The organism is Actinomycetota bacterium (assembly GCA_040905475.1).
GTDB lineage: Bacteria > Actinomycetota > AC-67 > AC-67 > AC-67 > DATFGK01.
This window is the reverse complement of sequence record JBBDRM010000096.1, coordinates 21,880-43,564: the sequence shown is the minus strand read 5'-3', so window position 1 is coordinate 43,564 and position 21,685 is coordinate 21,880. Positions and strand designations below refer to the sequence as shown.

Below are 21,685 nucleotides of genomic sequence, written 5' to 3'. Positions count from 1 at the left end.
GCGCGTCCTTGACGTGTGTCTTCATCTCGTCCGTCGGGTTCAGTCTCGTCCGCGGGCCAAAGGGCGGATAGGGGCCAAGAGCCCCTCACGGAGAGGTCCGACGGCCGGCCGGGCGACCGGGGTCAGCCGGGAATCGTCGCTCGGACCGTCGTCCCCCTGCCTGGACCGGAGTCGATCTCGAGCCTGGCTCCGAGGGCGGCGGCGCGCTCATGAAGGTTCGGGAGCCCCTGCCCCGCCCCAATCCGGTCGTCCGGGTGGAACCCGTCGCCGTCGTCATCGATCTCGACCAGCACGCCGTCGCCGACCCTGCCGACGAAGAGCCTGCAGGTGGTCGCGCGCGCGTGCCGTCCCACGTTCGACAGGGCCTCGCGCACGAACTGCACGACGTGGTCGGCCGGCTCGATCCGGGCCGCCGCCTCGGGATCGATGTCGATGACCGCGACGACGCCCGAGCTGTCCTGCAGCTCCTGTCCCAGCCGGCGCAGCGCCTCGGCGGTCCCGGCCCGCGCCGCAACTCCGGGCCGCAGGCCGAAGATGTAGCTCCTCAGGTCCCCGATGACGTGGTCGATGTCGCCCACCGCCTGCTCGACGCGCTGCCAGGCGTCGGCGCCGCCGGCACTGACGGCCGACTGGAGCTTCATGCCGGCCGCGAACAGCGACTGGATGGCGCCGTCGTGCAGCTCGCGGCCGATGCGCTCGCGATCCTCGAGCACGGCCAGCCGGTGGAGCTCGTTCTGGAAGCGCGCATGCTCCAGAGCGATCGCCGCCTGCGAGGCGAACAGCTCGATCACCGAACGCTCCTCGTCGAGAAACGGCTGCGCCTCCACGGGGCGCCCGATCAGAAGGGTGCCGAAGACGCGATCCGCGACGGCGAGCGGGGCGAAGATCGCGGGACCGACCGAGGCCGTCTTCACGACAGGCTGATGCACCCGGGGGTCGGCAGACACGTCGGTGAGGATCAGCGTCTCCTGTGAGCGCATGACCACTCCGGAGATCGACTCGTTCGCTGGGAAGCGCATGCCCTCGAGCTCCGACGCGTGCTCGCCGTCGGCCACCCTCACGACGAGCAACTCGTCCCCGAGCTCCGGGGTCACGACGCTCGCGACGGATGCGTCGACCAGCGTGCGGCTCCGCCGCGCGACGATGCGGACGAGGCCCCCAGCCGATCCGCCATGAATCCTCCGCGCTTGCGCAGCGACGATTCTACAGGCCGGGGCAAGCAGCTCCCATGGCCGACCTGGGGACGCTTTGCCCGATTTGAGAGCGTCGAACGGTGCCGTCAGGACGCGCAAGCCCGGCGTGCGCCTGCACCATCCAATCCTCTCCGGACCGGTGACTTACTCCATCCAGTCCTCGTCGAAGGTCGCCTCGCGCTCGCACAGGGGCACGATCGTGACCTTCTGATCCGCGAGCAGGTCCGCCGTGCGCATCTTCACCGACTCCGTCTGCTTTCCCGACGCGAAGACGACGCTCTCGTGACGGGCAAGCTCTTCGTCGACGTAGAGCGGGATCCCAAGCAACCCGGCGAGCGGGGGGATCGCGCCGAGTTGGTAGTCTGCGAAGTCCTTCGCGATCTCCGCCTCGGTGGCGAGCCTCACGTGCCGGTCTCCCATCGCGTCGGCGGCGCGCTTCGTGTCGAGACGCCGCGACGCGGGGATCACCGCGAGCGCGTGCCCCACCGACGTGTCGAGCACGATCGTCTTCGCCACCTCCCCGGAAGCCACGCCGAGCGTCCGCGCCTCCTGGATCGCCGTCTCCGTGCGCGTGTGATCGAAGGCCAGGAACTCAACCTCACGATCAGCGAGGTACTCGGTGACGGTAGACATGACACCTCCCTTCTGTCGTTGTGATGCTCCAGCGTCACGCGGCTTCCGCCGCCCTCCGCCCCTCGGCTTCGAACCCGAGGTCTTCTTCGGCCTTCCGCCGGCGATCCCACCACCGGAGGATCGCTAACGCGGCTGCGGCAGCCGCCAGGATCGCGATCCATCTCTTGACGTTCATCCCGCTCACCTCCCTCGTTCAGGTTTCCGGCTGCCACCGGGCCTGTAAGCGCTTCATGAGCTCCGGCATCGTCGTGTATTCGAGCTCGTCAAGGCCGAGCCGGTGCGGCTCGAAGGGGCCCATGCGCCTCATGTAGTCGGCTGCCTCGAGCGCGGTCTGCCGAGCCCGATCGAACCCCGGGTCCCCGAACATGTCGCGCGGACCGACCAGGTGCCCCTCGTGGATCTGGAAGCCGAGCGCGACGATGCGGGGCGGCCCGTCGAAACGCGACGGCGTCGCATCCTCGACCGACGTCGGCATCAGCGGCCCGAAGTGCGACCCGCGCATCCACCCGCCGACGAGGTGCGGGAACGCGAACGGGTCGAGCACCTCGCCGACCGCGGGTAGCCCGCTCTGGCAGCGAACCGCCATCACCGGATCGTCCTTGCCGACGTAGCGCCCGGCGATGAGCGACAGCCGTTGCGTCGAGGTCGCCGCGGCGACGATGTTGAGCGCACGCGACCAGATCCGCCGGATCACGTACCGGTGCGGCGCGCCGATCAGCATCAGCAGGTCGTAATAGTCCTCCGGCGTCTCCAGTCGAACGACCTGACTTGCCTTTAGGTCGAGTACCTCGAACGCGAATCCGTCGTGCATCTTGGTGTCGATCACGAGGCCGGAGCTCGCGAACGGGTCGGCGAACATCTTGGCCAGCGGATAGTTGAAGGCACCCGGCTCGGTCTTGTCGGCGAGGAAGATGACCACGGGCTCGCTCTGACGCTCCTCGAAGACCATCTCCGCGTAGCCCGGACCCATCCCACGCAGGTTCCCGCTGAAGGCGTCCGAAAGCAGGTCCTGTCCCGCCCCGTAGAGGCCGAGGCCCTTCGCGACCTCGGTCGTTGCCAGGAACACTTGCCAGGCGAACTCGTGCACCAACCGGCTGTCGGCGCCGCGCGTGTGCGTCATGATGAGCGCGAGGTCGTCGCCGACGCGATTGACCTGCGCGTCGATCAGCAGTCCGGTCTCGACCGCGCCGGCCGCACGCTCGGTCGCGACCTTGATCATGTCGGGGTGGACCTCGGTGTGACCGACGAACCCGCCGGTGTCGGCCTTGATGATCGACAGCGTGATCTCCATGGCAGCCTCCTATCGCTTCTTGCCGGTTGGATCCGGGATCGGGAAGCGCAGCAACGCTCCCACGACATGGCCGCGCAGCGGCGTCTCGGCGAAGACGTGCTCCACGGTGCCGCCGTTTTCGATGACCCGCCGGGCGATCTGGTCTATGACGTCCGCGCTCGCGCGTGTGACGGCGCCGCAGATCGGGCAAGTCTCTCCGGTGAGGCTGAGCCACCCGCACGCGTCGCACTCCACGCCGGAAGCGGTGGCGCCGTCGTCCGCGAGAAGAACGTCCACCGCCCGGGCGTTGGATGCGGCCAGGGTGCGGCCGAGGCCGACGACTCCGAGCCGCGCACGGCGCGCGCGACCGAACAGCTCGGCGACGGCCTGGCGTTCGAGCGATCGCTCGTAGGCTTCTTCGAGCTTGGTGCAGCGTTCCCTGATGATGGCTGGAGTTGCGGTATGCGGGTCCAAGACGAAGGTCCCCGCGACGAGCTTGGCGAGCCAGGCGGGAAGGAAGGGCAAGAACTCTTCCACGCTCCCCTTGTGGCCCCCGAGCATGAGCATGTCGAAGCGGCGCTCCTCGAACAGCTCGCCGACGACCGTGGCGGTCTCGCGGTAATGGCGGTGGGCGACCTCCTCCGCGTGGCGGCGGACGCCATACTCGGCAAGGCCGTACCAGCCACCGAAATTGCTGATGCGCCTCCCCTCTTGCACCGTCTCATGCCACGCTTCGAGCTCGCCCATGTAGAACTCGAAGATCCGCGCGCGCCGGCGATCCACGATCACCGCGCAGTACCGATGGAACTCGTCGAGGAGAGCGTCGAGCGGCCGGATGTACGGCTTCGCGTCTGCGATCGCGACGTCCCACAGCTTGCGCGGCAGGCTCAGGTATTCGAGGAAGTCCACACCCGCGCATGAGAAGACGGCCACTCCGTGGCCGACCTCCTTCGCGATCCGCTTCTCGAGATCGAGGACCGCCTCGACGTCCCTGCGGAGCGAAGTCGCTGCCCGATGGTCGAGCGATTCCGTCGCGGCGCGGATGGGCCTGAGCATGTCCCGCAGCCGGGCACCCACCGATCGAGATTCCCGGATGTCGGGACCGAGGTTCAGGTACACCGACAGGACGGGGAACGAGTTCCCCCTGAAGCGGCGGATGCGATCGACCGTCTCCTGCGTCAGCATGGCGTAACCCCCGGCGTCTACACACATGCTCCGCGCCGAGCCCCGCCCGGGGGAGGGTCGGGCGGCCCCGAGACGCAGGGACCTTTGCGGGCTCCATCGACGCGGACTGCTCCGTCATCCGCGCCTGCCTCGTGACCCTGCGAGCAGGGGGCATCCGGCCCTGGCTCCGGGTCGCCGGTGAGGCCAGGATGCGAGCGGGAGGTGGACGACGTGAGGTTCCTGACCGCACTGATTCCGGTTGTGATCGTCGGGGGACTGATCGCGGGAGTCTTCCTGTGGGTGCGGCGCTCTGGAGCGAACAGGGCGGCCACGAACCCCAGCGCCGACGTTCAACCCCGGCGCATCTCTCTGCTCGCAGAGGCGATCGGGTACATCGGGGCGATCCTCGTGCTGGCCGGAGGCGGCGCTGCGATCGGGCAGCGATGGGACGAGATGAGCGAGACCTTTCGCATCGGGGTGATCGGGGCAGCAGCCGTCGGGTTCCTCGTCGCCGGCGTCGCCGCACGCCGGTCCGGCGAGCCAGCGTTCCGCCGCCTCACCTCGGTCGTCTGGCTCGTCTCGACGGTCGGCGTGGGCGTCACCGCTGCGCTGATCGCGACCTGGACCTACGATCTCGAGGAGCGAGCGGTCGTGACGGCGGCCGCGTTCGCGGCGACCGTGTATGCGACCATCCTCTGGCGGTTCAACCGGGGCGCACTCCAGCATCTCGCGCTCTTCGCGGCCGGCCTCGTCCTCGTCAGCTCGTCGGTGGCGTGGACCTCGCAAGAGCCGCCGGGTTGGACGTTCGCTCTCGCGTGGTGGGTCTATGGCGCCGGATGGGCGATCGGCGGCTGGCGCCGCCTGCTCGAGCCCTGGTGGGCCGGCGTGCCGCTCGGCACGATCACTGCGCTCATCGCGCCGACGGCGATCGAGCAGGACGGCGGCGTCTACGGGCTCGGACTCGTCACGGCCGGGAGCATCATGGCGCTCGCCGTCGGTCTGCGCTTCCCGCCCGGGCTGGCGATCGGAGCCGTCGGGCTGTTCGCCTACGTGACCGGCGGGGTCGTCCGCTACTTCGGAGAAGCACTCGGGGTGCCGACCGCGCTGGCGCTCACCGGCGTCGCCATCCTCGCCGTCGCCGTCGTGACGGCACGGCTGATGGGGTACGCGAAGAGGAGCCCGCCGGAGGAACGGACGGAGAAGCCGACGCTCCGTAAGGTGTCGTGATGCGAAACCCTTCAGACGTCGATGAGCACCCGGCAGCGCCAGCGTCCATCCTGGCGAACGCACTCCAATCCGCTGTAGGACACGCCCTTCGGGAGGGGTCCGGACGGCTCGAGCGCTTCCAGCGGCGCGACGTCGAAGAAGCCGGCGATGCCTCCGTCCTCCGCCTCCTCCAGAGCGACAACCGGGTGTGCATGTACCCGACGTGCCGTGCAGGAAGCGCGCCAGTCTCATCACGGTCCTTTCATAGCTGTGACTAGGTTGGAGGGGGCACGATGACGAGTGGGCGGCGCGCGTGGTGTGCGAGCTGGTGACTCACGCTTCCCAGCAGCAACTCCTTGAATCCGCCCATCCCCCGGCTGCCCACGACGATCATGCGCGCGTCCTCCCGCTCGGCGACCTCCATGAGGACCGTTGCCGGATGCCCGCCCTCGACCGCGCTGCGGAACGGGATCGAGGCATCGCGGATGGGCGCGCACCATTCTCGCTCGAGCGTCTCGGCGAGCTCCTTGCGGATCGTCTCGTCATCCAGGGGCGCGACCGGGAAACCTGCCGGTACCGCCTCATAGACCGGAACAGAGAAGACGTGAACGGCTACGATCGCCGAACCGAGGTCGCGCGCAAGCTCCACGCACCACCGGACTGCGCGAGCCGATCCCTCCGATCCGTCCAGGCCGATCACGATCCGGTTCGCGGCCATCTCAACCCCCTCGAAAGGGTCCTCGGCACGAGCATGGCAGGGGCAGCCGCCCGACGCAGGGCCCGGGAGACCCTCGGTCCGGGGGCCTGAAGCCTCTGCCCGGTTCCCCCTCGCGATGGAACGCTGACCCTGTGAAGGAGGCCACCGTGGCCGACGCGCCGTTGCTCATACGCAAGCCGCAGCCTGCGGATCCATATATGGACGCCTGGCAGCGGCTGATCGAGTCGGATGGGGTCGGTCCGAGCCGACTCCACGCCGTGATCCTGCTCGAACCCGAGTGTGGTGACGAGCAGTGCTTCTACTACGATCCAGCCGCCGGCGCCTGCCGCCTGCTCGAAGCGGGCATCCCCTGGAGCCGCGGGACGTGCCGTATGCGCACGACGCACACGGAGCGGCGGTCATGAGCGGATCGAAAGGAGCCGCGGCCCCGAGAGGCGGCAAGCTCGGCGTGCCCGCGGCGAAGCTGAGCGATCGCGATTTCGAGCGTGAGTCGCGTCGGCTCTGGCGCACACGCGAGGAGACGATCCTCCACGGCGGTTCCCACGCCATCCGCGCGCACACCGACCGGATGCTCGAGCTGGAGCACGAATACGTCGCGCGGTTCCCTCGCGAGACCCAACCGTCGCCGAGCCGCACCCGGCGCGGCTCACGGATGAACAGCCTGCAGCCCGCCGGACGAGGCACGGGCCGGCGCGCGGCGCCGCGCGCGCGGCGACCGTCCAAGGGGGCGAAGCGATGAAGGTCAGCAGCATCTACGAACCGGGGATCATGGCGGCGGAAACCGGGGAGACCCTGAAGTCCGCCGCGATCCGCATGCACGATCACGAGCTCAGCTCGCTCGCCGTCTTCGAGAGGAACCACCTGACCGGAATCGTGACCGAGCGGGACCTCGCGCGCGCGATCGCCGAGGGCGCGGATCCCGTGATGACCGAGGTTCGCGACTACATGACGGAGGGCGTCGTGAAGGTCTCCCCCGAGACCGACGTGTCCGAGGCGGCGGCGATGATGCTGATGCTCGGAGCCAGGCACCTCCCCGTCTTCGAGAAGGGGCGGATGATAGGAATGGTCTCGGCACGCGACCTCCTGCACGCGCTGACGAAGCCCGGAGCCCGGCTCGAGTAAGGTCGATCAGGGAGGAGGCGAGCTATGCGCATGGCTGCGATGCGGGGCCGTTGGGCCGTCGTGCTCTCTGCGTTTGCCGCGCCGGTGCTTTTGCTCGCGGCCTGCGGCGGCGGCGAGGAAGCGGGAGGCGCGCGCACGACGGTGGACGTTCGCCTTCAGGAATGGGCCGTGCTCCCGGCCCAGGCGTCCTCGCCGGCCGGCCAGATCACCTTCCGCGCGGAGAACACCGGTCCCGAGGACGAGCACGAGCTCGTCGTGATCCGCACCGATCTCGCGCCGGACGCGCTTCCCGTGAGGGACGATGGCTCGGTCGACGAAGAGGGCGCCGGCATCCAGATCGTCGGTGAGATCGAGGAGTTCGCGGTCGGACAGACCGAGAGCCAAACGTTCGACCTCTCGGAGGGGAAGTACGTGCTGATCTGCAACCTCATGCACACGGAGCACGGCGCGACCGAAGCCCACTACAGGATGGGGATGCGGGCCGCGTTCACCGTCACCTAGGTCGCCGCTGCGAGCAATGCGCGTCTGGCTCGTCCTGCATGTCCTCGCCGCGATCGGCGGCGTGGGACCGGAGATCGCCTTCGGCATCATGGGTCCCCGGGCGCGCAGGCAGAGCGGGGCGACCGCGGCGGTCGTCTACGAGGCGATCGCCCATGCGCGCGTCCGCGTCGTGTATCCGCTCATCGCCCTTCAGATCGCGAGCGGGATTGCCCTGATCCTGCTCGGCCGTCGCTCCATCCTCGGCGAGGCGTGGCTCGCGACGGCACTGATCCTCTACGGGATCGCCATCCTCCTCGTCGCGGCAGTGCTCACGCCGGGCTCCGCTCGAGCGCGCCGCGTCCTCGCGGCCGGCACCGAACCGAGTGACCCGGGACTCCGTGCGCTGTGGACGCGCCAGGCCGCGGCGGGATCAGTCGCGGGAAGCTTCCTGATCGCGGTCGCGGTCCTGATGGTCTGGAAACCCGGCCTGTGAGGGAGCAGCGATCACTCACGGAACCGGGATCGCGGAAGCGCTGATGGACGAGCATTCGGTGCAGGACTACGACGCCTGGTACGACAGTCCGAAAGGCCGGACCCTCTTCCACGTTGAGCTGGCCTGTCTCGAGCCGATGTTCGAGGGGCTGCGGCGACCCCGGCTCGAGATCGGTGTGGGAACCGGGCGTTTCGCCGAGGCGCTGGGCATCGAGTTCGGGATCGACCCTTCGCACGATGCCCTCCTGCTCGCCCGGGGCCGCGGCGTCAACGTGGTGGAGGCCACGGGCGAGACCCTGCCGTTCGCCGACGCTACATTCGGGGCCGTCCTGATCGCCTTCACGCTGTGCTTCGTCCGCGACCCCGAGCGAGTGTTCGCCGAGGCACACCGCGTCCTTGTGGCGTCCGGCGGCCTGGTCCTCGGAGAGCTTCCGCGGGAGGGACCTTGGGCTAGATGGTATGCCCGCCGCGGGGCGGAGGGAGACCCCTCCTTCCGCGACGCGCACTTCCTCGCGCAGGAGGAGATCCAGTCGATGCTCGCGCGTGCCGGATTTCGTCTGGTATCGATCCGCTCGTCGCTCTACCAGCCGCCCGGCCCCGCGGCGTACGAGGCAGAGGCGCCGCGCGCTGGCTACGACCCAGCGGCGGGCTTCGTCGCGGCGCTCGCCGTCCACGAGTGAACCGGCGCCCGGCGCCGATAGGCCCCTCCGGGTAGGGCCGGGCGACCCTATCCGCCCTGTCGCCTTGGCGTGGACGCTGGCGGCGGCACGGGACCGGGAGGCAAGAGTCGATCACGAGACCACGATCCTTCCAGCGGAACCCCAAAGGCCGATGCGAGGTCGGGTCCTGGGCGGTCGTCCATGATCCCTCAACCCTGACGCGATGAAGCACGACCTTGAGGCATCCCCGACCGCATCTCCCGTTGAGCGATTGGAGGAGCTCACCCGCGAGCAGTGCTTAGCACTGCTGGCAACGGTTACGGTAGGCCGGCTCGGCGTGAGCATCCAGGCCCTTCCCGCGATCCTGCCCGTCAACTTCGCCCTCGCAGGCGATCAGATCGTCATCCGCACCGTTCCCGGGACCAAACTGGATGCTGCCATCCACCAGCGGGTAGTGGCATTCGAGGTCGACGACCACGATCCCGCCGGAGCGTGGGGATGGAGCGTCCTCATCTGCGGACAGGGCTCGGAGATCACCGATCCCTCCGAGTTGGCGGAGGCTCGCGCCCTACCGCTGCGCGCCTGGGCGTTCAGGGACGGGTCCGCCGACCGCTTCCTGCGGATCGAGACGGCCCTCGTCAGCGGTCGAAGCTTCGGTGTCCCGCCGGCCGCGACACAGAGGTGATTCCCACTCTGAATCCGCGCTGGCCGGCCGACGATAATGATTGCCGTGAACCGCTTTCAGCCGAGCAGCGCACGCATCTCAGCTCCCAACGTCACTCGAGTGCAGCCCGTCTGCGTGGGCCCTCGCCGATCTGGAGCCGGCTCGGGGGCACGACGACCACGGGACAGGTCGCGTGGTTCGTCACCTGCGTCGCGACTGATCCGATCAGCACTCCCTTGAACACCCCGAGCCCGCGCGAGCCCATCACCACCAGATCCGCGCCCTCCGCAGCATCCAGGATCGCGCCCGCCGGCGAGCGTTCGATCGAGATGGGCCTGATCGGAACGTCGAACGTATCCGCGTCGACCGCGGCAAGCGCCGCGTCGATGACCTGCCGAGAAGCGTGCTCGTACGGCCTGCTCTCAGAGGGAGTGGTCGCCAGTCCGCCGATGTATGGCGGAAGCCATGCATGGACCACCTCGAGGGTAGCCCCTCGCACTCGAGCCGCTTCGAGCGCCCACCGCAGCGCTCTGTTCGCCGTGTCCGATCCGTCGACGGCGGCGACGACCCGTTCTTCCCGGTTGGTCGGTCCGTCGGGGATCTTGCGGATGATGGCGACCGGGGTTGCGCTGTGACGGAGGCAGCGCTGGCTGACTGAACCGACCAGCAGACCGCGGAACCCGCCCAGCCCACGCGCGCCGAGAACCAACAGCTCCTTCCCCACAGCCGCCTCGACCAGCGCGCGCGCCGGCAGGTCGCAGACGACCTGCTGGTCGACGGTGGCGGCCGCCTCGGGGCCGATCGCGGCTTCCGTGATCCGCGACAAGGCTTCGAGCGCATCGGCCGCGTTGTAGCCGGGCATGGCCGAGTCGCGGCGGAAAGAGGCGATGCAGAGCACCAGCGCCATGGGGTACATCGCGACGCGCTGGTACCAGCAGATCGTGCACGGGACGTACCCCGCCACCTCCGAGTAGTAGAGACTCCCGGTCGTGGCGACGAGAGCGACCGCCCAGGCCAGCGGCAGGGCCGCGGGGCGATCCACGCTCGCAGCCCTTCCGCTCCTTCGCTCCCGTACCCGGTCAGCTTGCCCCACACCCAGAGCCCGGACGCGGACAGCACGACGAGGTTCGCGACCACCGTGAGGAGCGCGAAGAACATCGACATCGTCTGGACTTCCATCCCTTCCTCATCTCACCCGGCGGCGCGCCACGGCCACCAGAGCGGACGGGCCCCGGGCCGCCGGGCCGGATGGCCGTGAGCCGGCCAGCGGAGCTGCTCACCGGGCCCTGCCTTCCGGGGCTCGCTCGGCTACGAGACGAAAACGGTTCCCTTCATCCAGGGATGCGGGATGCAGTGGTAGGCGTAGGTTCCCGGCTCGGTGAACGTGTGACTCCAGGACTGGCCGGCGTTCAGGAACCCGGAATCGAAGCTTCCGTCGTCGGCCGTCACGGTGTGTGCGACCTCGTCGCCGTTGGTCCAGGTAACGGTCGTTCCGGCCTTGACCCGGATCACGGCGGGGTCGTACGCGTGCTCTGCGTTGGCCTGATCCCAGGCTCCCTGGGTGATCGTGACGGGCTGCCCGGCGGGTTCGCCGCCGTGGCCGTCATCGCCGGCCGGCGGCGGGTTGTCCGCGCCGGGTGCGAAAACCTCCGGGTTCGCCGCGCCCTCCGCCATGATCGAGCCGAGGGCTCCCTTGTGGACCGTGCGAGCGATCGCGTGATCCACGAGCAGGTAGGTGCCGGGGACGTCGACGGTCAGCTCGACCGCCGTCGCACCGCCGGCCGGTACGAGCGTCGTCTGCACCCCCCGGGCGGGCGGCGAGACGAGGTCGCCCTCGCGGTACACGCGGTCGAAGATCTCGCCGATCACGTGGAACGAAGAGATGAGCTGCGGCCCCGCGTTCCCGAACCAGATCCGAACGCGATCCCCGACCTTGACCTGTGGCGCGCTGTCGCCCATCAGGGAGCCGGTGGCGCCGTTGAACACGACGTAGTCGGGCTCCTCGAGGTCGAGCTTCTTCACATCCAGCGTCAGGGGCGCCGCCTTGCCGCCGGGCGCGGTGTAGAACTCGGACTGCACGACGTACAGCTCGTGATCGACCGGCGGCAATCCTTCCTCGGGCTCGACGATCACGAACCCGTACATGCCGTTGGCGATATGGGTGGGGATGTCGGGCGTGGCGCAGTGGTACATGTAGATCCCCGGTGCCAGCGCGCGCACCTCGACGATTGCCGTCTCACCCGGTGAGACGTTGAGCGCAGACGCCCCGCCGCCGGGCCCCGTTGCGAAATGGAAGTCGATGTTGTGCGGATGGGTGTTGCCCGCGGCGTTGGTCAGATGGACCTCGACCAGGTCTCCGACCCGCGCCCGCAGGATCGGGCCGGGGACTGAGCCCTCGAAGCCCCAGTACGAGTAGCGGACGTTGTTCGCCGCGTCGAGGTCGCCGACGAACTCGGTCGCCCTCCAGTTGACCACCAGCCGTGCTTGCCCGTTCCGATCGATCCGCGGCGGCACGTTTGGAGCATGGGTCCAATTCACCGCCTCCCGCGCCTCGATCACCGGCAGTTCGGCCTTCGGCGTGAGCTTGAGCTCCGCGTCGGTCTTCGACGGCACGTCGCCGCCCCCGATGAGCGCGGTGATGAGTGCGAGCACGGCGACCAGGATGAGCATCACCCCGAACAGGGTGCTCAGCCCCCGGTGGGCATGCCGTGGATCCCGCGGCGGTGGCGCCGTGGGCTGTTGGGTGGGAACTTCGGGCATCGTCTTCATCGCTGCTCACCTCTCTGCTGCGGATCTCTGGCCCGCGTCGCGCGGTGACCACCACTCCTCGGCGGCGCGGTGCACCCGACGCTGGCGCGCCATCATCGGAAACACCACGGTCTTTGCGAGCGCCCAAGCCGCCGCCGACCAGGCCAGCGCGATCCCCGCCGCCCCAGCTTGCCCCGGGAGGAACCCGCGTAGCGCGAGGAGCACCAGCGCCAGACCCGCGTTGTAGGCGAGGACCTGCGCGCGGGCGCCGACCTCGAAGGCCACCAGCTCGCGACCCTTGCGCGCCGGCGTGGTCGGCCGGGACATCGGCAGCAGGAACGCCCAGGATCCGATCACCGCCTGCAGCACCAGCCCGCCACCGATCCCCACGACCCACAGGTCGCGCAGCGCCGCCGCATCGCCGCGCGCGAGCAGCGGCACCTGCACGACCGTCACAACGGCGAGCCACCCGAGGCCGGCGAACAGGTGGCGAGCGACAACCGGGACCGCGCGCGGACGCCTCTGACGGAGGACACCGAAGACCTGGCGTCCGAACAGCGCGAGGCCCGCCGCGAACCCCAACCCGCCGGCCGTCGCCAGAGCGTCAAAGCCGGCAGCCAGGCCGGCCGCGAGCAGCCCGAGGCCGCAGAAGATCACAGCCGGCGTCGCCGCGGCGGCGCGCGCCGCCGGTACGCGGACGTGGAGTACGGTCGGCAGGAAGGTGATAAGCGTTCCCAGGATGGTAAGTCCCGCCCAGCCGAACAGGTTCAGGCTCATGTGCGTCAGCCGGTGCGACAGGTAGGCCTCACCGGACTGGAACGCCCCGCCGCCCAGGACTGCGCCGAGCGCGGCACCCCCAAGCATGCTCACGCTCGCAAGGAGATAGAACCCGCGAGTGGCAGGGAAGCGTCGCACGATCGAACGCCGCCAGATCCCGTCCACGGCGACGGCCGCCCACAGGATCGCGCTCCCGAGCGCGGCGGCGCCGACGACGAGGGTCTCCGGGGATCCGATCACTCGACCGAGGACGATGAGAAGAGCACCTACGTTCATGACGCCCAGACGGACCAATGGGAACACCGGGGACGAGGGAGGAGCCATCGCCAGCGCAGAGGAAAACTGGAACTGACCACCCACGATCGACTGCGAGACGGCACCGGCGAGCGCCAGATGGAGAGGAAGCCACCAGCCCAGCCGCACACCAGGCGGCAGCAGCATCGCCAGGAGAGCCCCCGCCGCCCACACCTGCGCCGAGCGGTGATACAGGCCCGTCACCCCGCGACGTCCGGCCGGCCGGTCCACTGCGTCTCTTGCGCCCATAACCCTAAGTCACCAACTAAAGATTTACCATAGGAACCTTTAGCTGTAAACTCAAGGTTGTCATGCGGATCGAGCTGGGCCAGACGGGCGATTATGCAGTGCGATCGGTGCTGGCGCTCGCCCGCGCCGGGCGTCGGCTGAAGGGCCGCGAGATCGCCTCGGAGATGGATCTGCCCGAGAAGTTCCTCCCCCAGGTGCTCGGCGCGCTCATCAAGGCCGGCCTGGTGACGTCGCTCGCCGGGCCCGACGGAGGCTATGCGCTCGCCCGACCCGCCCGCGAGATCTCGCTGCTCGAGGTGATCGAGGCCTCTGAGGGGCCGGTCCGCAGCCAGAAGTGCGTCCTGCGCGGAGGCCCCTGCCGGCTCGACGGAACTTGCGCGGTGCACGACGCGTGGTTCGATGCCCAGGCCGCGCTCGAGGCCAAGCTCGCTCGCACGAGCTTCGCCGGCCTGCGCCGAGAGGCGCTGCGCGCCCGACCAGGACTCGGCCGACCAGACGAGGAACATGCGCGGTCTGGGCGGGCCCATCGCGCCGGCTCTCGGGCCTCCCGACGGCGATAACTGCATTACGCCTCTCACAGCTCGTGACCACACGCGACGCTCGAAGTCTCCGCATCGAGGCCACGTGGCGGCACCATCTATCGGCCTCTATCCGGAGGGTCCTTCGGCCCTGGGAGCGGCAGCGCATCCGCCGGATGGTGGCGTCGAGGAGAGCATCGCTCCCGAGAGGAGGTGGCGGGGATGCGGTGGACCGACCTTTACATCGGGCTGATGGGCGAGGGGGGCATGGGCGAGCCGCACGGAAACAGAACGCCCGAACGGCAACGAATGATTGCGCCCCGAGCGGATGAGTCGGACGCGCGGTCCCACCGGAGCCCGCCGACCGTGCTCGTAGAGAACCCCGATCTCGCGGAACTATGGGCCGACGAGAGGTTGCTGCGCCGTGCAGGCTTCGCGGTGGCGACATGTCCCGGCCCGCAGGGTCCGCCGGAGCTGTTTCCCCGCCGTCGTTGCCTACTCGTGGACGAAGGCATGTGTCCGCTTGCCGCCCGAGCCGACGTCATCGTGTTCGGGCTCGGACTGGGCCGACCAAAGACACAGGCCGTTCTTCGGGCCCTGCGGACCGTCCTTCCCGCAACGCCCGTGTGCGTCGAGGCCCCGCAGCCCGACATCGCCAGGCACGAGGATCTCGTTCGCGGTTGCGAGCGGATCCCGTTCCCGGCGACGAGGGAGACCTTCGTCGGCACGATCAACCGAGCGCTCGAAAGCAAGCTCAACCCTTTGGAAGGGAGCGGTGATCCCGTAGCGGAACGGTGAGGAGGCTTGCGATGGCGGAGAAGAGCGTCGTGGTGCTCGGGGGCGGGATCGGCGGAGTGGTCGCAGCTCGGCTCCTCAGGAGACGGCTTCGCGACGGCCGGATCGCCCTCGTGGACCGCAGCCTGAGCTACCGGTTCCAGCCCTCGCTCCTCTGGCTGATGAGCGGCGCGCGCCGCCGTGACCAGATCACGGCCGATCTCGGGCGGCTCCGGCGCGCCGGCATCGACGTGATCGAGACCGAGGCCCTAGAGATCGACACGCACGCCCGCACCGTCAAAACGATTGGTCCCGCGATCCCCTACGACCGTGTGGTCGTGGCGCCGGGCGCCGAGCTCGCGCCAGAGGCCCTCCCCGGATTCGTCGATGCGGCGCACAACCTCTACACGGTCGAGGGCGCCGAGGCGGCCGGACGCGCGCTCCGCGAGTTCGCAGGCGAGCGGATCGCGGTGGTCGTCTCCCGGCTCCCCTACAAGTGCCCGGCCGCCCCGTACGAGGCCGCGATGCTCGCCGAGTCGATCATCCGCCGCCGCGGCATCCGTGACCGGGTGAGCATCGACGTCTTCACCCCCGAGCCGTTCCCGATGCCGACGGCCGGCCCTGAGATCGGTGAAGCACTCGAGGCCATGCTGGCAGGCCGAGGGATCGGCTTCCATCCCGAAGCGACCGTGGAAGGCATCGACGCCGCGGGCCGGGAGCTCGTCCTCGCCGGCGGCGAGCGCGCCGGCTTCGATCTCCTGCTCGGGATCCCGCCACACCGCGCGCCCGAGCTACTGGCGCGCAGCGGCCTGACGGCCAACGGGTTCGTTCCGGTCGACCGCGCGACGCTCGCAACCGCGGCCGAAGGCGCCTACGCGATCGGCGACGCGACGGCCATCCCGATCGCCGGCGGGAAGTTCCTTCCGAAGGCCGGCGTGTTCGCCCACGGCCAGGCCAAGGTCGTCGCGGAGCGGATCGCCGACGAGCTTGCTGGACGCACCCCGACCGCGTCGTTCGTTGGAATGGGTTCGTGCTTCGTGGAGATGGGAGACGGAATCGCCGCCTACGCCACCGGGAACTTCTACGCGGAGGAGGCGCCCGACGTCCGCTTGCACAGCCCCGGCCGCCGCTGGCACATCGCAAAGGTCGCGTTCGAAAAGTACTGGCTCCGGCGGTGGTACTGAGTCGCCGCTTGGCGGCTTCCCAGGCGTCCGAACGGCCGGGTTCGTGTCGGGTCATGTTGCGGCACGGAAGCCAGCAGAACGGAGCACAGTGTCGCCAATTCTGCCGCCAATCTCGAGACGACTCCCCCGGATGAGCGCCAACCGGCCAGACCGCTTCGGATGGAGCCCCTAGACGGACGTGCAGAAACGCGACTCAGGCCGTCGCGTCAGACACGGAAGAACCGAAAGCCGGGCCCTTCAAAACCGTAGAAGTGGCGTTGAGCCACTTGGTGAGTTCGATTCTCTCCGCCTCCCCAGTCTGACCTGCGCGTTTGGTGCTTTCAGCAGCCGCAGGGGTGGTGCGCTGGTCGCGGAACCAGCCAGACAAGTGACACCGGTTTTTCAGGTGCCAAAGTCGCTGACCTGCGCAAACGTCGTTCGAAACCCCCACCGGTCTTTCTAACCGGACCCGCGCTGACGCACGGCCGATGACCTGCAGCTTTGCCGCGACTCGAACGGCTCTGGCACCACGCGTTACCCGAAGGTCGCCCCTTGCCGTCCACTCTCCGCTTCATCCGCGAGAGAGGAGACAGCCATGGCGCACCCCTCCGGCAACGCCAGCGGGCTCCGTGAGACGACCATCGATGGCCTGCCTGCGCGAGGAGTACCTGGCTCGCGCGCACGCCAAGAATCTCGCTCCGCGAACGATCGAGTGGAACGAGCGTCACTCCGGAGCGTTCCTCGACTTAGTGCGTCGCGCGTGGCGTCGCGCTCGCAGCGGATCTGCAGGCGGCGCATCTCGACGACTACCTCCTCGCGCTTCACTCCTCGGGTGTTGCGCCGCACACGGTTCACGGCGCCGGTCAGGTTGCGAAGAGCATGGCGCGGTTCGGGTACCGCAATGGCTATCTCGACGAGGAGATCTCGCGGGACATCGAGTTGCCGAAGGTGCCGCAGATGATCATCGCCACCCTCACCGACGAGCATCTCCGAAATCTGTTCGACGTGGTGGATCAACGGCGATGGACGGGCATCCGCAACCGGGCGATCCTGATCCTGCTACTGGACACGCTCGCGCGTGTCTCCGAGCTGCTGGGGCTCAACCGAGAGGATGTCGATCTCGCCGAGCGATCAATCCTGGTGATGGGCAAGGGAAGCCGCCAACGCCAGCTTCCCCCCGGCCAGGTCGCAGCCCAGGCGATCGGGCGGTATCTACGAACTGTTGTAGATCTGCAGCCGAGCGATCCGCTGTCCATCTCTCGAACCGGAAGACGGCTGACGCGCGAAGGCTTCGCCGCCGCGATGCGCACCTACGAGCGCCGCGCCAGTATCCAAGGCGTACGCTCATCGCCGCACACCCTGCGGCACACCGGCGCCAAGCGGTTCATCCTCAGCGGCGGGGATGTCTTCACGCTCCAGAAGCTCCTCGGCCATCGTTCGCTCGCGATGGTTCGACGCTACGTCGAGCTCGCAGCCGCAGGCGTTCGCCGGCAACATGAGCGGCACAGTCCGGCCGACACCCTGCTGCGACGACCACGGATCGAGCCTTGACGATCACGATCGGATTCGAGGTCATCACGTGCGAGCGAGGAAGCAATGCTGCCTGTTCACGCCACATACTTCTCCGGCTCGGCTTTGAACTTCTCCTGGCAGGACTTCGAGCAGAAGTGGTAGGTCTTGCCTTCGTATTCTTCGGTACCGGCGGCGTCGGCCGGGTCGATGTCCATGCCGCAGACGGGGTCGTGGACGGTGGCCATGGTCTCCTCCCTGGTGGTCGGTTCTCTTTGGCCGATCTCGACGTGCACCGTTCCGGTGATGGGGCGCACGCTTTCCTTCAGGTCGGGCGCGCGGAAGCGGCGGAGCCGGTTCGAGTTCGTCACGACTGACAGCGAGCTCGCCGCCATCGCGCCGGCGGCGATCATCGGGCTCAATACGAGTCCCATCACCGGATACAGGATCCCGGCGGCGATCGGGATGCCGATCGAGTTGTAAATGAAGGCGAAGAAGAGATTCTGCTTGATGTTGCGCATGGTCGCCCGGCTAAGCGCGAGTGACGACACGATGCCGCGCAGCTCGCCGGAGATCAGCGTCACGTCGGCCGCTTCGATGGCCACGTCCGTGCCGGTGCCGATAGCTATGCCGACATCGGCTTGCGCGAGCGCGGGTGCGTCGTTGATGCCGTCGCCGACCATCGCGACGAGCTTGCCCTCGTCTTGCAGCCGCCGAACTTCCAGCGCCTTGTCTTGCGGCAGCACTTCGGCGAGCACGCGCTCGATACCGACCTGGCGCGCGACGGCTTCGGCCGTGCGGGCGTTGTCGCCGGTGATCATCACGACCTCAAGACCGAGGTCGCGCAGCGCGCGCACGGCGGCAGGCGAGTCCTCTTTGAGCGTGTCGGCGACGGCGACGACTCCGGCCGGGCGCCCGTCGATCGCTGCGTAGATAGCGGTCTTACCCTCGGCGGCGAGCCGGCCGACGACGTCTTCGAGCGCCGAGGGGTCGACGTCCGCTTCGGTGAGCAGCTGCTTGCGTCCGACGAGCACGCTGTGACCCTCGATGGTCGCGCGGACGCCTTTGCCGGTAACCGAGTCGAACTCGGTCGGATCGGTGAGCGAGATCCCGCGCGCTTGGGCGCCGGCGACGATGGCGGCGGCGAGTGGATGCTCCGAGGAGCGCTCGGCGGATGCGACAAGGCGCACGAGCTCTCCCTCGTCTGTCCCGTCTGATACGACGACGTCGGTGAGCGCGGGCGCGCCCTTTGTGATGGTGCCGGTCTTGTCGAGGATGATCGTGTCGAGCTTATGTGCGGTTTCCAGCGCCTCAGCCGATCGGATGAGCACGCCGTTCTCTGCGCCCTTGCCGGTGCCGACCATGATCGAAAGTGGCGTCGCGAGTCCGAGCGCGCATGGGCAGGCGATGATCAAAACCGAAACGGCGCTGACGAGCGCGAACGTGAGCGCCGGATCGGGGCCGAAGTTGAACCAGATGATGAACGCGCCGATCGCGATGAACACTGCCGCCGGGACGAAGTAGCTCGAGACGAGGTCGGCGAGGCGCTGGATCGGAGCCTTGGAGGCTTGCGCCTGCTCGACGAGACGGATGATCTGCGCGAGCATCGTGTCGCGCCCGACCTTGGTCGCCTGGAACCGGAACGCGCCGGTCTGGTTGATCGTCGCTCCGATGACGGTGTCGCCGGCTTCCTTGGAGACGGGGATGGGCTCGCCGGTGACCATCGACTCATCGACCGCCGATCGTCCTTCGGTCACCTCGCCGTCGACGGGGATCTTCTCGCCCGGTTTCACGGCGATCGTGTCGCCGACCTGAACGTCCTCGATGGGGATCTCGAACTCCTCGCCGCCGCGTAGCACGCGCGCGGTCTTGGCTTGCATGCCGATGAGCTTTCGGATCGCCTCGCCGGTGCCGGCCTTCGCGCGCGCCTCCAGAAGCCGGCCGAGAAGGATGAGCGTGAGGATCACGCCGACCGCCTCGTAGTAGACCTCACGGAGCTTCTCGGGGACGGCGCCGGGAAAGAGCGTGACGAACAAGCTGTAGAGGAAGGCGGCGCTGGTGCCGAGGGTGATGAGCGAGTTCATGTCGGCGGTGCGGTTGCGCAACGTGAGCCAGCCGGTGCGATGGATCGGCCAGCCTGTGTAGGCCATGACCGGCGCGATGAACGCGAGCTGCGCCCACCGGTTCATCAGCCACTCCGGTACCCAGGTCACATCGAAGAACTCGACGGCCATCACTGCCGCGAGCACCGGTGCGGTGAGGATCGCGCCGAAAACGACGCGCCGGCTCAGGTCGGCGATCTCGGTGCGGCGCGCCAAAGCTTCGGCGTCTTCGGTCTCGGCGGATCCCGGGTCGTGGCGCTCCTCGACCCGGTAACCGGCGGAGCCGATCGCGTCGCGCATCTGCTCGACGCCGAGCTGAGAGGGATCGAAGTCGACGGTCACCCGCTCGGCGCCATGGCTCGCCTGGACTCGGTCGACGCCCGGCAGGTGGTCGAGCGCGCGTTCGATGTTGGTCACGCACGTCGGGCAGGCGACCCCGTCGGCGCGCAGCGAGAACTCGACGCGCTGCGCCTGCCCAACCGGTTGGGTTGGCCCGACACCCACGGCGCGCGCGATCTCATGCGCATGCATTTCCTCGGACGGAGCTTGAGCCGAAGCCGCGGACCCATCGCTGTCGGGCTCGACGATGAGCGTGCCGTGAAGCATGTTCATGCCACATGCGAAACCGAACTCCCCGCTGCGCGCGGGCATCAGCTCGACGGCGGTCTTGGCGAAGGCGCCGAGCGACTTGCTCACGGCAAAGTCGGGGAAGACCACGCGCGAGGTGCAGTCGCTGTTGTCCTGCCGATCGAAGACCAGCCGCAGCGGCACGCCCTGGCGGACCCGGATCAAGCTCGGCGAGTACCCGCCCTTGACCAGAACGCCGATCTCCTGGACGCCGCCGCGGACCTCGGCGCGGCGCGCCTGCTTTGGTCCGAAGAAGAACCAGGCGAGCCCGCCGATGAGAGCGATCCCACCGGCCGTGACCAGGATCTCGGCACCCGTCATCCGCCAGCTCCCTTGCGCGCTCGTCCCAGCCTATGACCGCGAGCGTCCGCCGCGCCCGGCGGCGGTCCATAAGGGGGGACTCGGCGCCAGGCGCGTTCTGTGGAGATCCACGCCCACACGCAGACGCCGATACACGCAAAAACCAGCGCGCCCGATGCGGCCGACAGAGCGTCGCCCCGCGACCAGCCGAAAGCCAGCAACCATCCGAAAAGCAGCGCCGAGGCGGCGATCGCGGTCAACATCGCCGCGCGGCATCTGCGGTGTCCTCGCTAAGGAGCAGGCCGCTCATCCATGGCGGCCGTTGCCTCCGGTGTGGGTTGAGGCCTCGTGCTTCTCGAGGGTGTCCCCAGGGCGGTGAGCCTCGTGTGAGCCGTGTCCGTGACCGCCGTGCATGCCCATCATCATCAGCGGACAGAGCAGCCAAACGCCGACGAGAAGGATCGTTGCAAGCGGCACCCCGAATGCCCACAGCGCTGTCGCGACGACACCCGCGCCGATACCGAAGATGCGCAGCTTCTGCGTGCGTTCCATGTTCGTCATCCCATTCACTTGCCATCGCGCAGGCTCCACTGCGCCGAGACGGGATCGTCGAAACCGCCAAGTGTGAACGTTGCAGCTCCGGTGGGACTTCCCGCCGCCCGGAAGCGGAACTCACCGGCACGGTGGTGACCGGAGGGTGGATCGCCGGTCCAGTTCCCGCCCTGCCATGTGACGCCATCCACGTCGAGGGTTCCCGAGAGCGGCATGTCGAGGTCGGTGGTGTGGGTGTCGAGCGTGACCTTCACGAGCGCGCCCGTCGCGTCGATGTGGTGCGGCTCGATCCGGACATCGATGGCTCCCACCTTCACGGTCTTCGGCGCGAGTGCCGACGACGTCTTCTCCGAGGTGCCGCCGTTCAGCCAAAGCACGACCCCGACAACGAGGGCCAGCACCGTTCCTATGACTCCGATCACTCGGGCGCGCATGCCGCCTCCTCCAGGTGTCCCGGCGACCGCCGAAGCC

Annotated in this window: 24 protein-coding genes; 12 read left to right on the top strand and 12 right to left on the bottom strand. The window is 68.7% G+C overall.

Going from position 1 to position 21,685, the window contains the following annotated elements; genetic code table 11:
- Nucleotides 1-122: 122 nt before the first annotated feature.
- The 5 genes from WEB06_10845 to WEB06_10825 are packed head-to-tail and all read right to left on the bottom strand — an operon-like array spanning nt 123 to nt 4,281.
- Nucleotides 123-1,292 carry a GAF domain-containing sensor histidine kinase gene (locus WEB06_10845; GenBank protein MEX2556119.1) on the bottom strand — a complete coding sequence of 390 codons (1,170 nt, stop codon included), beginning with the start codon at nt 1,290-1,292 and terminating at the stop codon, nt 123-125.
- A 45-nt stretch (nt 1,293-1,337) separates the two neighbouring features.
- Nucleotides 1,338-1,826 (bottom strand): YbaK/EbsC family protein, encoded by a 489-nt coding sequence (locus tag WEB06_10840; protein MEX2556118.1) that lies wholly within the window; start codon nt 1,824-1,826, stop codon nt 1,338-1,340.
- A 34-nt stretch (nt 1,827-1,860) separates the two neighbouring features.
- Nucleotides 1,861-2,001: a hypothetical protein gene (locus WEB06_10835; protein ID MEX2556117.1), complete on the bottom strand. Its 141-nt coding sequence runs from the start codon at nt 1,999-2,001 to the stop codon at nt 1,861-1,863.
- An 18-nt stretch (nt 2,002-2,019) separates the two neighbouring features.
- Nucleotides 2,020-3,117, bottom strand: coding sequence for a fructose-1,6-bisphosphate aldolase/phosphatase (fbp, locus tag WEB06_10830; protein MEX2556116.1), 1,098 nt, complete (start codon nt 3,115-3,117; stop codon nt 2,020-2,022).
- Nucleotides 3,118-3,126: 9 nt separating this feature from the next.
- A complete protein-coding gene (locus tag WEB06_10825) occupies nt 3,127-4,281 on the bottom strand; it encodes a hypothetical protein (GenBank protein MEX2556115.1) in 1,155 nt (384 codons plus the stop codon).
- A gap of 210 nt (nt 4,282-4,491) precedes the next feature.
- Here WEB06_10825 and WEB06_10820 point away from each other — a divergent pair, with 210 nt between their 5' ends.
- A complete protein-coding gene (locus WEB06_10820; protein MEX2556114.1) occupies nt 4,492-5,487 on the top strand; it encodes a hypothetical protein in 996 nt (331 codons plus the stop codon).
- Nucleotides 5,488-5,740: 253 nt separating this feature from the next.
- On the opposite strand, the gene WEB06_10815 is transcribed toward WEB06_10820, so the two are convergent.
- Nucleotides 5,741-6,184 (bottom strand): universal stress protein, encoded by a 444-nt coding sequence (locus WEB06_10815; protein ID MEX2556113.1) that lies wholly within the window; start codon nt 6,182-6,184, stop codon nt 5,741-5,743.
- 146 nt (nt 6,185-6,330) lie between these two features.
- Between WEB06_10815 and WEB06_10810 the strand changes: the two genes are divergently transcribed.
- The 7 genes from WEB06_10810 (at nt 6,331) to WEB06_10780 (ending at nt 9,622) form a co-directional block, all read left to right on the top strand.
- Nucleotides 6,331-6,588: a hypothetical protein gene (locus WEB06_10810; protein ID MEX2556112.1), complete on the top strand. Its 258-nt coding sequence runs from the start codon at nt 6,331-6,333 to the stop codon at nt 6,586-6,588.
- Entirely contained in the window at nt 6,585-6,923 is a 339-nt protein-coding gene (locus WEB06_10805) for a DUF6158 family protein (protein ID MEX2556111.1), read from the top strand. The genes WEB06_10810 and WEB06_10805 overlap by 4 nt, the downstream gene beginning before the upstream one ends.
- Nucleotides 6,920-7,306, top strand: coding sequence for a CBS domain-containing protein (locus WEB06_10800; GenBank protein MEX2556110.1), 387 nt, complete (start codon nt 6,920-6,922; stop codon nt 7,304-7,306). The genes WEB06_10805 and WEB06_10800 overlap by 4 nt, the downstream gene beginning before the upstream one ends.
- Nucleotides 7,307-7,330: 24 nt before the next feature.
- Nucleotides 7,331-7,807 carry a hypothetical protein gene (locus WEB06_10795; GenBank protein ID MEX2556109.1) on the top strand — a complete coding sequence of 159 codons (477 nt, stop codon included), beginning with the start codon at nt 7,331-7,333 and terminating at the stop codon, nt 7,805-7,807.
- A 16-nt stretch (nt 7,808-7,823) separates the two neighbouring features.
- Nucleotides 7,824-8,279, top strand: a complete 456-nt coding sequence (locus tag WEB06_10790; GenBank protein ID MEX2556108.1) for a DUF2269 family protein — start codon at nt 7,824-7,826, stop codon at nt 8,277-8,279.
- Between the two features lie 43 nt (nt 8,280-8,322).
- Complete coding sequence (locus tag WEB06_10785) at nt 8,323-8,958, top strand: methyltransferase domain-containing protein (GenBank protein MEX2556107.1); 636 nt, start codon at nt 8,323-8,325, stop codon at nt 8,956-8,958.
- A gap of 202 nt (nt 8,959-9,160) precedes the next feature.
- Nucleotides 9,161-9,622 carry a pyridoxamine 5'-phosphate oxidase family protein gene (locus tag WEB06_10780; GenBank protein MEX2556106.1) on the top strand — a complete coding sequence of 154 codons (462 nt, stop codon included), beginning with the start codon at nt 9,161-9,163 and terminating at the stop codon, nt 9,620-9,622.
- A gap of 91 nt (nt 9,623-9,713) precedes the next feature.
- On the opposite strand, the gene WEB06_10775 is transcribed toward WEB06_10780, so the two are convergent.
- The 3 genes from WEB06_10775 to WEB06_10765 form a co-directional block, all read right to left on the bottom strand.
- Entirely contained in the window at nt 9,714-10,643 is a 930-nt protein-coding gene (locus WEB06_10775) for a universal stress protein (protein MEX2556105.1), read from the bottom strand.
- 266 nt (nt 10,644-10,909) lie between these two features.
- On the bottom strand, nt 10,910-12,370 hold the full coding sequence (nirK, locus tag WEB06_10770; protein MEX2556104.1) for a copper-containing nitrite reductase: 1,461 nt from the start codon (nt 12,368-12,370) through the stop codon (nt 10,910-10,912).
- Between the two features lie 6 nt (nt 12,371-12,376).
- Nucleotides 12,377-13,624 (bottom strand): hypothetical protein, encoded by a 1,248-nt coding sequence (locus tag WEB06_10765; protein MEX2556103.1) that lies wholly within the window; start codon nt 13,622-13,624, stop codon nt 12,377-12,379.
- 107 nt (nt 13,625-13,731) lie between these two features.
- Here WEB06_10765 and WEB06_10760 point away from each other — a divergent pair, with 107 nt between their 5' ends.
- The 4 genes from WEB06_10760 to WEB06_10745 all read left to right on the top strand — a co-directional run bounded on the left by WEB06_10760 (nt 13,732) and on the right by WEB06_10745 (nt 17,675).
- On the top strand, nt 13,732-14,229 hold the full coding sequence (locus tag WEB06_10760; GenBank protein MEX2556102.1) for an Rrf2 family transcriptional regulator: 498 nt from the start codon (nt 13,732-13,734) through the stop codon (nt 14,227-14,229).
- A gap of 180 nt (nt 14,230-14,409) precedes the next feature.
- Nucleotides 14,410-14,985: a hypothetical protein gene (locus tag WEB06_10755; protein ID MEX2556101.1), complete on the top strand. Its 576-nt coding sequence runs from the start codon at nt 14,410-14,412 to the stop codon at nt 14,983-14,985.
- 11 nt (nt 14,986-14,996) lie between these two features.
- Nucleotides 14,997-16,145 (top strand): FAD/NAD(P)-binding oxidoreductase, encoded by a 1,149-nt coding sequence (locus WEB06_10750; protein MEX2556100.1) that lies wholly within the window; start codon nt 14,997-14,999, stop codon nt 16,143-16,145.
- 858 nt (nt 16,146-17,003) lie between these two features.
- Complete coding sequence (locus tag WEB06_10745) at nt 17,004-17,675, top strand: tyrosine-type recombinase/integrase (protein MEX2556099.1); 672 nt, start codon at nt 17,004-17,006, stop codon at nt 17,673-17,675.
- Nucleotides 17,676-17,731: 56 nt separating this feature from the next.
- Here the strand turns inward: WEB06_10745 and WEB06_10740 are convergent, their stop codons facing one another.
- The 3 genes from WEB06_10740 to WEB06_10730 form a co-directional block, all read right to left on the bottom strand.
- On the bottom strand, nt 17,732-20,683 hold the full coding sequence (locus WEB06_10740) for a heavy metal translocating P-type ATPase (protein ID MEX2556098.1): 2,952 nt from the start codon (nt 20,681-20,683) through the stop codon (nt 17,732-17,734).
- Nucleotides 20,684-20,968: 285 nt separating this feature from the next.
- Entirely contained in the window at nt 20,969-21,214 is a 246-nt protein-coding gene (locus WEB06_10735) for a hypothetical protein (protein ID MEX2556097.1), read from the bottom strand.
- A 14-nt stretch (nt 21,215-21,228) separates the two neighbouring features.
- Nucleotides 21,229-21,648: a hypothetical protein gene (locus tag WEB06_10730; GenBank protein ID MEX2556096.1), complete on the bottom strand. Its 420-nt coding sequence runs from the start codon at nt 21,646-21,648 to the stop codon at nt 21,229-21,231.
- Nucleotides 21,649-21,685 lie beyond the last annotated feature (37 nt).